This is a genomic window from Pseudomonas fluorescens, from assembly GCF_000802965.1.
GTDB classification, from domain to species: domain Bacteria; phylum Pseudomonadota; class Gammaproteobacteria; order Pseudomonadales; family Pseudomonadaceae; genus Aquipseudomonas; species Aquipseudomonas fluorescens_A.
Genome location: NZ_JSAK01000004.1, coordinates 215,149 through 224,893 on the forward strand (window position 1 = coordinate 215,149; position 9,745 = coordinate 224,893).

At 58.7% G+C, this 9,745-nt stretch carries 7 protein-coding genes; 1 reads left to right on the forward strand and 6 read right to left on the reverse strand.

Features of this window, described 5'->3' with window-relative positions; all coding sequences use genetic code 11:
• The 4 genes from NL64_RS30885 to NL64_RS04645 all read right to left on the reverse strand — a co-directional run.
• On the reverse strand, window positions 1-228 hold a 228-nt coding region (locus NL64_RS30885), incomplete at its 3' end, for a hypothetical protein (protein ID WP_034146990.1).
• A 375-nt stretch (window positions 229-603) separates the two neighbouring features.
• A complete protein-coding gene (locus NL64_RS04635; protein ID WP_034146974.1) occupies window positions 604-1,296 on the reverse strand; it encodes an RES family NAD+ phosphorylase in 693 nt (230 codons plus the stop codon).
• Window positions 1,290-1,694 carry an antitoxin Xre-like helix-turn-helix domain-containing protein gene (locus NL64_RS04640; RefSeq protein WP_034146975.1) on the reverse strand — a complete coding sequence of 135 codons (405 nt, stop codon included), beginning with the start codon at window positions 1,692-1,694 and terminating at the stop codon, window positions 1,290-1,292. Before NL64_RS04640 ends, NL64_RS04635 begins: the two co-directional genes overlap by 7 nt.
• A gap of 129 nt (window positions 1,695-1,823) precedes the next feature.
• Window positions 1,824-3,563, reverse strand: coding sequence for a dipeptidase (locus NL64_RS04645; protein WP_034146976.1), 1,740 nt, complete (start codon window positions 3,561-3,563; stop codon window positions 1,824-1,826).
• A gap of 306 nt (window positions 3,564-3,869) precedes the next feature.
• On the opposite strand from NL64_RS04645, the gene NL64_RS04650 reads away from it, so the two are divergent.
• The gene (locus tag NL64_RS04650; RefSeq protein WP_034146977.1) at window positions 3,870-6,455 is read left to right on the forward strand and encodes a bifunctional diguanylate cyclase/phosphodiesterase; all 2,586 of its coding nucleotides are present in this window, start codon (window positions 3,870-3,872) and stop codon (window positions 6,453-6,455) included.
• A gap of 90 nt (window positions 6,456-6,545) precedes the next feature.
• Here NL64_RS04650 and NL64_RS04655 read toward each other — a convergent pair whose 3' ends face one another.
• Together NL64_RS04655 and NL64_RS04660 are read right to left on the reverse strand one after the other, a co-directional pair.
• Entirely contained in the window at window positions 6,546-7,388 is an 843-nt protein-coding gene (locus NL64_RS04655; RefSeq protein ID WP_052321198.1) for a DUF2950 domain-containing protein, read from the reverse strand.
• Between the two features lie 80 nt (window positions 7,389-7,468).
• A complete protein-coding gene (locus NL64_RS04660) occupies window positions 7,469-9,001 on the reverse strand; it encodes a DUF3300 domain-containing protein (RefSeq protein ID WP_034146979.1) in 1,533 nt (510 codons plus the stop codon).
• Window positions 9,002-9,745: the final 744 nt, after the last annotated feature.

Sequence of the window (9,745 nt, forward strand, 5' to 3'; positions counted from 1 at the left end):
TTGCAGGCGATCGGAGCCATCAGCCGCAACGCGATTTTCAATCAGGCGGTCAGAGCCACCTTCGGCGACACGATTCTGGATCAAACGATCCGAACCACCTTCAGCCACACGGCTTTCAATCAGACGATCCGAGCCACCTTCAGCGACAACTGGCTGAGTAGCGGTAGCGGCAAAAGCGTTAACTGCAAAAACCGAGAAAGCGATGCTGAGGATAGTTTGGCGTTTCATGATCGTGTGCTCCGGGGTGTTATTGGTTGGTATGGAGCTGATGTTACGCCGCGGATTTTTTAAGAGAACTTCATTGAGTTGATGGTGGCTATTGACGCAGTCAATGGATGGTAGAGACGGCTTTTTGTAGGAGCCCGGCTTGCTGGCGATGGCGTCCTTGAAAGTGCTATCGCCAGCAAGCCGGCTCCTACAGGCTTGGGTTGTGCTTATTGTGGGATAAGCGGGGCGCTTCGCACCCCAGCGGGAGCAAGCTCCCTCGCCACAGGTTCAACGGTCGCGCTTAGGATCATTCAGTCAACCCGGCCAACCGCATCCGCGCGCAAATGCCTTTGTGGCGAGGGAGCTTGCTCCCGCTGGACTGCGAAGCAGTCCCACTCAAGCCTCACTGATCTTGCTCACACTGGTGATCTGCCCATTCCATACCATCTCGTAATGCGCGGCCTGAACAACTGAAGACACTGGCCTCGGCGTCATCAACGCCCAGCAATAACCACCCGGCATCCGCACCGAGTGGTATCGCAGACCAGAATGGCCTGCATCCCTGATCGCCCGGCCCAACAAACGGGAATGGCTGTAATCATCAGGCGCATACACCGGATCATTCATCGGCAGGGAAGTGGCATCCCTCATCCCGGCCTCCACGAACGCGCAAGCCAACCCTCGAAACACAAACCGCTCGTAGTTCAAACCCGGCACGTGCGACCAATACAGGCTCTGATGATGCCGCACCTCAGCCAGTGCCGTGTCCATGGAATCCGCCAGGTACAAGACGCCAAAACGCCCATCACTGAACCGCGACCCGGCTGGGTTGACGTGGGTAAACGGCGCAATCGCGTAAGAGCAGCCAGGAATGCCGAATGGAATCTCGCTGCGCGCAATCAACTCCAGCTGACCCACTTCATTCTTCAGCCGGGGATTGGTCAGCGCCTGAATCTGATACAGCACCTCAAACTCATCCGCGTCCGCCACGTCATCGAACAAGGCAATGGGCGGAAACTTCGAATTGACCAGTCGATAAGCCTGTAATGACGCGCCGGCCAGCGCAGGCAGTTCGCTCACCGTCACCATTGCGCGCCACGCAGCACGTCGATGCGCCGGAAGGTTTCATACAAGGAAATCATGTCGCCCTGAGCCATGATCTCCAGCGGTGAGCGGCCGTTGAAAAACTCGTTGTGGTTGGCCATCGCCGGGAAGCCGTAGACGTTGTCCGGGTTATCGAACACGAGGCGCAGGGCGGCGTGAATGTTCAGCACAAAACTGATGCGCTGCATCTGATCGGAATCCAGCGCCACGGCCCAATCGGCATCGCGCTGGCGGGCACGGGTGTAAGTGCTGCGGGAAATGCGCAAGATGCGACACGCCTGATCGCTCGACGCCCGCCACTTTTCCAGGATGCCCACGGCGGCGCGCAAACCGGCAACACACTGGCTTTTGCTGAAGCCTTGGGCTTGGAGGGGGACGGCCATTTTTGCTACCTGATTTGAGTCCATGGACTCAAATGTATGCAATCAGCATCTATAGAGCAAGGTTGGCCGACCAGCGGCCACCCTTGAAAGCAAGCGAGCCCGCCAGAACGGCGGGCCCGGGAAGGTGGATCAGAGTTTCGGCAACTGCCCGATGCGTCCCATCATCTCGGTGACGATCTGCAAGTCCAGCAGGAATTGCTCGGTGGTCTTGAACTCATTGTCGTTGTGGCCGGTGTATTTCACGTCCGGCATCGCCAGGCCGAATTGCACGCCATTGGGCAGTTCATGGACCGAAGTGGCGCCGGCGGAAGTGCCGAACTTGTGTTCCATGCCCAGGTTTTCGCTGGCCACGGCGAGCAGCGCCTTGACCCATTCACCCTCTGGGTTGCGATACATCGGCTCGGCGATCGAGTAATCGAAAGCAGGTGTGATGTGGGTCTTTTTGCTCCAGGCATCCAGCTTGCCAGCGATTTCCGACTTGAGCGTTTCCGGCGATTTGCCCTTCGGCACGCGCAGGTTGACCGCCAGTTTGAAGGCTTTGTCGTCCACCCCGACATAGGTCAGGGACGTGGTCAGCGGGCCCATGAACTCATCGGCAAAACCGACGCCCAATTTGCCACCCAGATAATCCAGCCCCCAGTTGTCAGCGGCATAGCGTGCAGCGTCGGTGATCTGGTTGTGCTTGAGCGCGACCTTGCCGTCCAGACCATTAATGAAATCGAGCATCCGTGCCACCGGGTTGACGCCGGACTCGGGCTCGGAAGAGTGAGCAGAAACCCCGGTGACGGTCAGTTTTACGTCCTTGCCGTCGACCTTCGCCGCCACCTGGAAGTTACCGCCATTGCGCTTGGCGTACTCGGCACCGACCTTTTGCAGGCTGGCGGCCAATTCGGCGGGCTTGTCTGTCAGCAACGTGGCGACCGATGTCGACGGAATCTGGTTGGTGGCCAGGCCGCCGGTCATGGAGATGATTTCTGCACCTTTGCCTTCAGCTTTACGCTTGGCAAAACTGGCCATGACGGTGCCGTAGCCTTTTTCGGCAATCACCACCGGGTAGCCACCATCCAGCGCCAGGTTGTAGTTGGGCGTCGGGTTGCGTTCGAAGTAGTAGGGGATGGCGTCGCCGGTGGTTTCTTCGGTGGTGTCGACCAGCAGCTTGAAGTTACGGGCCAGCGGCAGCTTCTCTTCCTTGATGATTTTCATGGCGTAGAGCGCGACGACGATGCCGTTCTTGTCATCCTCGGTGCCCCGGCCATACATGCGGTCGCCGATCTGGGTGACCTTGAACGGATCGAGTCGCGTGCCGTCCTGCAGCACCCAGTTTTCCGGGGTCACCGGCACCACATCGGCGTGGGCGTGAATGCCCACGACTTCGTCGCCCGTGCCTTCCAGGGAGATTTCATAGACGCGGTTGTCGACGTTGCGGAAGTTCAGGTTGAACGCCTGGGCGAGGCCCTTGATCTTATCGGCGATCTTCAGGAATTCCGGGTTCTCGTGCTGGGCAACGCCGTCCACGCGCACGGTCGGAATCGCCACCAATTCGCGCAAGGTTTCAGTGGCTGCGCTGCCGTATTTCACCCGTGCATACAGGCCAAGCAGGCGATGGATTTCGTTTTGCTGCTCGGCGGATAGCGACTTGTTGTCGAGGAAGGCACTGATGGCCGTGCCGAGGTCAGCGGTTTTCGCGACATCGCTCTTGGCCAGGCTTCCCAGGAACGCCCGGAAATCCGTGACCGAAGAATCACTGAACTTCTTGAGGATGGCCGAACTCTGTTGCGCTGTGATATTGGCGTGTGCGGCGGTGGTAAACGCCGAAAGGCTGGCGAACATCAGGGTGGCCGCAGCCAGATGCTTGAGTGAAAAATCCATGGGTAAGGCATTCCTTTGCAGGCGGTTTGTAAGAAATATCTGATCGTTTAATCAGAAACATTTGCAAACTAACACCGTGAAGGAGTGATGCGGCAGCCCTTAAGTGCGATCTGTCGCACAGAAATGCAAAAGCGGCGCAGAAACGAAAAAAACCTGATGGCTGTAGGCCTGTACTCACTTGGAATCGACGGCGATCGTCGAATATGGGGTGTCGGTCGGAAGTCATCAGGTGAGCACTCATTGTTTATCTACTACAGTCGATAGCTAGTGGTGCAACCTACTTGTCTTGAATTCTTGCGGGAATCTATGCCCAATACCCCCCGAACTATCGCAAACACGCCGTCTAATCGATCAAGCGTTGCGTTGACTCGCGCTTCTCTTTTCAAGTTTCTGTGGCTTCTGGTCGGGGTCTTTTTACTCGCCAGTTATTTGCTGGTTTACCTGGCGAATGATTTAAACAGGACAGAGCAGGCCGAGAGCGCCTTTTATACGAAGAAGGCGGTGCAATCCCTGGAAAAGTCGACGCTTTCGACGGTCAGGGATTACGCGTTCTGGGGCGATGCTTACAAGCACCTGCATACGCAGGTGGACGCCGATTGGGCTTATGTTCGGCAAAATGTTGGGCCTACGCTTTACGCGGATTTCGGGTTTCAGGGGCTGTTTGTCGTCAATGATGCCGATCGCACGGTGTACGCCGTGATCAAGGGTGAACTGAAACCCGTTGACGCCTCGCAATGGCTCAAGCAATCGATGGGCGCGATTCTTGAGAAGGCACGCGCGGGGGCGGAATCGGAGACGCCGACGACAGCCTTCGTCAATATTGACGGCGTGCCGGCGCTGGTCGCCGCAGCAGCGATTACGCCGGGCACAGACCCGACCGTTTCACGGGATGACAGAGCGCCGTCGGTGTTGATTTTCGTCGACATCCTGGACAGCGCCAGACTCGAATCACTGGGCCGGGATTACGGGGTCGACGACCTGCGCGTGGCTACCTCCGAGGAAGCGCAGGGTCTATCCGTCTTTCCATTAGGCGAGAACGGCGAGGCGGGCACTTTGGTTTGGAACCCACCCCAGCCCGGCCAGCGATTGTTGGGGCTGGGTTTGCCATTGGTGGGGATCGCCGCGTTGCTGGTGTGCCTGATGACCTGGGTCATTTTGCGTCGCACCACGGTGGGTGCCCGGGCGCTTGACGCCAGCTACGCTTCGCTGCAAGACAGTCAGGCTGCCCTGGCCACCAGCGAAGCACGTTTTCGCGACGTCGTCGAAGCGAGTTCGGACTGGGTATGGGAAATAGACGCGGGCTGGCACTTCACCTACCTGTCAGAACGCTTTGAAGGTGTGACAGGGCTTTCCAGGGAACGTTGGATCGGTGCTGCGATGGATGACCTGCTGCGCACCGAGTTAGGCACGGTCTCTCAGTGGCTGAGCATCCCGAACCGTCGCCCGGATATCAGCGTTCAGTGCCGCTACGTCGATACCCAAGGCCAAGAGCGAATCACTCGTCTTTCGGCGCGAAAGATGACCGGTGGAGGCTTCCGTGGGACTTCGACGGACGTCACGGACGAAGTCGAAGCCCGTCGACGCATCGAATTCCTTTCACAGCATGATGCCCTGACCGGGTTGCCCAACAGGACGCGGCTCCAGGAGTTTCTTGACGGCAAACTCAAGGCGGTCCCGACGCAAGAGCAGCCATTGGTCATGCTCAGCCTGGACCTTGACCGATTCAAACCGGTGAACGACCTGCTCGGGCATGCGGCCGGTGACCGGGTACTCAATGAAGTGTCGAATCGCCTGGCCGAGTGTATTCGCCATGGCGACCTTGTGGCCCGCATTGGTGGGGACGAGTTTGTTCTGATTCTCACGGACTTGCGCTCACAAGACGAAGTCGAGGCGCTCTGTCGGCGCCTGATCGAGTCCATCGAGCACCCGATACTGATCGATGAACAGGAAGTGTTCGTCAGCACCAGCATCGGAATCGCGATGGCGCCCAATGACGCCACCGAGGCAACTGAACTGCTTCGCTATGCCGATATCGCGTTGTACGAGTCCAAGGCCGCAGGTCGTAACACCTGGCGCTTTTACGCTGGTGACATGAACGCGAAAATCATCGAGCGCCGTCGTTTGGAAAGCGACCTGCGCTTCGCCATCAAGCACAATGAATTGCGCCTGCATTTTCAACCGCGTTTTCGTATCGCCGACGGGCAGATGGTCGGGGCCGAGGCGCTGGTTCGGTGGCAGCATCCTGAGCGTGGCTTGATACCGCCCGATACGTTTATTCCTATTGCCGAAGAAACAGGGTTGATTATTGCCTTGAGCAATTGGGTGATAGATACCGCCTGCCGGTACGCCGTGCAGTGGCCGGACAATTTGTTCGTGTCCATTAACCTTTCGCCCTCCGAATTCAAGCGAGGGAATTTGGTGGAGCGCGTGCAGCAAGCACTGCTCGAATCGGGTATCGCTCCGGGCCGGGTTGAACTGGAAATCACCGAAAGCGTCATGCTCGAAGATGCGGCAGGCGCGCTGGAAGTGATGCATTCGCTCAAGCGTCTCGGCGTTCGGATCGCCATGGACGACTTTGGAACTGGTTATTCGTCCCTGAGCTACCTGCGCACATTCCCTTTCGATGGACTGAAAATCGACCGCAGCTTCCTGAACAGGCTGGCGGAAAGCGATGACGACAAATCCATCATTCAGGCGATCGTTGGGTTGGGGCAGGCGTTGTCACTCACCGTGACGGCAGAGGGCATTGAGACGGCCGAGCAATTGACTTTGTTAAAAGCGGTGGCGTGTGACGAAGGCCAAGGTTATTTCCTGAGCCGTCCGCTCGATATCGAAGGTTTCAGCAAGTTGGCCGGTGTCAGAAAAGCTACAGGCTCCAGAAGTAACGTTTAAAAACCCTGACAAGAAAAAGGGCGCCTGAGGCGCCCGTTCATCAATCAAATCACCCATCGCCGACCCTTGAGTGGGCAGGCAAGGTCTGAATCAGTCCGGCGTCTCCTCATCAGCAGGCACCTCTTTCCAGCTGTCGTCCGGATCAAAGAGCTTCATTGCCTGCGCCACTTTCTCCCCATCCGGTCCCAGGTCTTTTTCGAAGACCTGGCCATCATGGCTGATCATGAAACTCATCACTCCGGTATCGCCGTATTTCTCCGGCCAGGCGATCAGGGCAAAACCTCGGCTCATCTTGTCGCCAATGAGGTAGCTGTAGGCGCCGCCCGGTGCCGAAGGGCCCTGGCCCATCAGGATGCGGAAGTGATAACCATGCCAGGCTTCGCCGGCAATGGTTTTGCCGAACGTGGGGCCCAACGGGCTGATCTGGCCGCTGTCGTCGTCCGCCCAATAGAGGCCGTCGTGCTGGCCGGGGGAGCTGTAGATATTTTGCGCATATTCCAGCGCACCGTCGCCGTCACGATCCACCGACGCGTATTCCATTTGGGCATCGTGGTAGGCCAACGCTGATTGCACGGCGTCGAGCTCGTTGCGGCCGATCCGGCGCGCACGGACTTCGGCACTGCCGCCCTTGATGTCGAAGCGCCAACCGTTCGCGCTTTTAACGATGGGAATCGGCAGCGTCCAGTGGGCACTGCCAACCGACAGGATCGCCTTGTTGTCGCCGGATTTTTCAAACTGGTGTTGCTCGTGGTATTGCTTCAAAAACGCTTCCACGTCTTTGCGCTCGGCACCTTCGCGCGGGATGAAACTACGCCATTCCTTGCCGAGTATCTCGGTCAGGCGTTCGTGATTGGCATGTTCTTTACCCAACGCTTCGACGAAGGCTTCAGCGGCCTTCTCCGGCGTCGGGAATTCCTGCTGTGCCGCCGCCATGCCCGACCACGCCAAACCGACTGTGATCGCCAAGGCATGAAGCAGCACGCCCTTGCGTGCCTTTACTCGAGGATGAATATTCAACGACGGCCCCCCCTGGAACGCGCTGGTGGACTGGACGGCCGACTGACCTGATGGCCGGCTGACCGCGAGGCGCTGGGGCGCTGAGTAGATGCCTGGCTGGCCCGGCCACGATTGGCTTGTATGTTGGTTTGCGACGGTGAGCGTGCTCCGGCGAAGGCATTGTTGCGGGCACTGCCCCGGTTGACGGCCGGTGTGGTCTGGCGTTTTTGCGTCGTTTGGCGCGCCTGGGCGTTGCGCTGATTCGCTTGAGTGGTCTGCCTCTTCGGTTGCTGCGCTTCCCGAGTGTTTCTGGTCGTGCCCTGGCTTCGGTCCGCGGCCCTCGCTCTATCAGCCGCCCTGGCTCTATCTGCCGTGTTCGTTCTGTCGGCACCGCCCTGCATGCGATTGCCGGCCGAGGCTCGGGACTGGGCTTCGCGCGCCCGATCACGAGCTTCGAGGTTGCTGGTGGCAGGTCGTTCGATGCCGGCGCGGTCCATTGAGCTGCGGGCATTTTCCCGAGCCTGGGCGCGCTGGGCATTGTCGCCGCGATAGGCCTGACGCTGATTGGCACCGTTCAGTTGGCGACCGTACTGTTCGCGGCTCCTGTTGTCGCGATAGGGAACACCATTGCGGTGAGCGGCATTGTGCTCCCACTTGTTCGAATTGATGCGGTTGTTGCCGTTGATGTTGTTGTAGCGATTGACGTCGATGTCGACGTCGTTGTTGCCCCAGTCACATTCGCCCCACAACGCCCCGACGATTGCCACACCGGTACCAAACGCCAACCCGGCCATCAATGCCTGACCGGGGTAATAGTAAGGTGGCGGTGGATAGTACGCCGGCGGCGACGCGGGATAGGGCCAGGTGCCGTAGGTGGTGGTCGGGTTATAGGTGGGTACGTACACAACCTGCGGATCGGCGGGCTGAATGATGATGGTGGAGCTGCTGGCGGGGGCCGCAGCTGCGGGCGCGGATTCCTGCGCAGGCGCGGGAGCCGGGGGCGCGGCATTCTGGATCGTCACGTTCTGATACTGGTTGCTCTGCAGGTTGCCTGCTGCCTGCGCCTGATGCCGCAAGCGTTGCACGGCATTCATGACATCGTCGGGTTGTGCCAGGAAAGCATCCCCCAAGCGTTGCACCCAGACTGGGTCCTGTCCCAGTGTCGCCAACATCTGCGGGAACGCAACCAGCGCCTGCACACTCGGGTCCCAAGGCTGGGTCGCCACTTGCTTGACCGCATCATCGCCCTTGGCGTCCGGGTGCGCTTTGGACCAGGTGACGGCCTCGGCAACTTCTCCGGGATAGGTGGACGCCATCAGTAATTGTGCCAGCAGCGGATCCGGATACAACGCGATGGGCGCGAGCATTTGATCCAGTTGTTCCTGGGTAAACACCGGGTCTTTGGCGGGTACCGTGGCGGGCGCTGCGACGGGAGTCGTAGCGGCAGTGCTTGCAGGCGCGGGGGCGGCGGTATTCACGGGCGTCGCTGCGCCGGAAGATCCGCTCACAAAAAACACAGCTGACAACGCGAAAAATAATGGAATGCGCATTGCAGCTCCCTGTGGTCACGCTGGTTCGAATTGTGTGAATCAGTGCGAAGGAAGTGTAGACCGACTTTTTTGCAGTCACAGTCTTCTATTTCGCTGTCGCGTACTAAGAGTAGCAAACATAAAATTTCTGCCAGAAATTCACTCATGGCACCAGGATTTCAAGAAGTGAAGCAGGGTACGGACGAAACCACACACTGACCCTGTGGCGAGGGAGCTTGCTCCCGCTGGGCTGCGAAGCAGCCCCAAAAAATAAGGAGCTGCTGCACCGAGTACGGGCGGTCAACGGGGAGGCAAGCTCCCTCGCCACAGGGTCATTGGCTGGTTTTGATTGGAAGGGGGGTGAGAAGCCGTCGAGAGCGTAGCCGTTTGCCATCACTCCTGAGGTGTGCGACGTCGCGGGTGGAAAACATTGTCAGATTTAGAGGCAAGTAATGCGCAATCAGCCCAGAGAACACACGAAAAAGCCCGGCTGATCAGGCCTGATCCTGTTCATTCAAGTGCAGCACTTAATCTGTGGCGAGGGAGCTTGCTCCCGCTGGGTCGCGAAGCGACCCCTTCTTCAGCCGTAAAGAAGGGGACTGCTGCGCAGTCCAGCGGGAGCAAGCTCCCTCGCCACAAGTTTTCGTTTGTCTCGAAATCAAACTCGGCGCTCACGAAAAAGCCCGGCTGATCAGGCCGGGCTTTTCGGGGGTACTGCGGTGAAGCGTTTTGTTCAGGCGACGCTGTTGCCTTGCAGACGATCCG

Bases quoted from the DNA above. Each gene is read 5' to 3' on its own strand.
- NL64_RS04635 (WP_034146974.1), bottom strand. From the start codon at position 1,296: ATGGTGACGGTGAGCGAACTGCCTGCGCTGGCCGGCGCGTCATTACAG.
- NL64_RS04640 (WP_034146975.1), bottom strand. From the start codon at position 1,694: ATGGCCGTCCCCCTCCAAGCCCAAGGCTTCAGCAAAAGCCAGTGTGTT.
- NL64_RS04645 (WP_034146976.1), bottom strand. From the start codon at position 3,563: ATGGATTTTTCACTCAAGCATCTGGCTGCGGCCACCCTGATGTTCGCC.
- NL64_RS04650 (WP_034146977.1), top strand. From the start codon at position 3,870: ATGCCCAATACCCCCCGAACTATCGCAAACACGCCGTCTAATCGATCA.
- NL64_RS04655 (WP_052321198.1), bottom strand. From the start codon at position 7,388: ATGGCGGCGGCACAGCAGGAATTCCCGACGCCGGAGAAGGCCGCTGAA.
- NL64_RS04660 (WP_034146979.1), bottom strand. From the start codon at position 9,001: ATGCGCATTCCATTATTTTTCGCGTTGTCAGCTGTGTTTTTTGTGAGC.